This is a genomic window from Shewanella sp. CAL98-MNA-CIBAN-0140, assembly GCF_040309905.1.
GTDB lineage: Bacteria > Pseudomonadota > Gammaproteobacteria > Enterobacterales > Shewanellaceae > Shewanella > Shewanella psychromarinicola.
The window spans coordinates 1-253 of the sequence record NZ_JBEOPI010000233.1; the positions used below are offsets into that span (position 1 = coordinate 1).

The window sequence follows — 253 nt, forward strand, 5'->3', positions numbered from 1 at the left end:
TTTATTACCCGTCGCTTCGAAGCGCCACAGGAGGGCGTGGAAACCACACTGGCGCAGATCTGGTCCGAGTTGCTGAACGTGCAACCAGTGGGTCGCCACGATCATTTCTTCGAGCTGGGCGGGCATTCGCTGTTAGCGGTGCAGCTGGTGCAGCGCATGCGCGAGGCCGGCCTGCGCGCCGACGTGCAGGTGCTGTTCGGCCAGCCCACCGTGGCGGCGCTGGCGGCGGCGTGTGGCGGTTACGAACAGGCGG

General features: G+C 66.4%; 1 protein-coding gene. It reads left to right on the forward strand.

All coding sequences use genetic code 11. The annotated features are described in order from the left end of the window. Nucleotides 1–36 precede the first annotated feature (36 nt). Nucleotides 37–253: phosphopantetheine-binding protein (locus tag AAEY93_RS20885; RefSeq protein WP_351079625.1), on the forward strand; the 217-nt coding region annotated here is incomplete at its 3' end.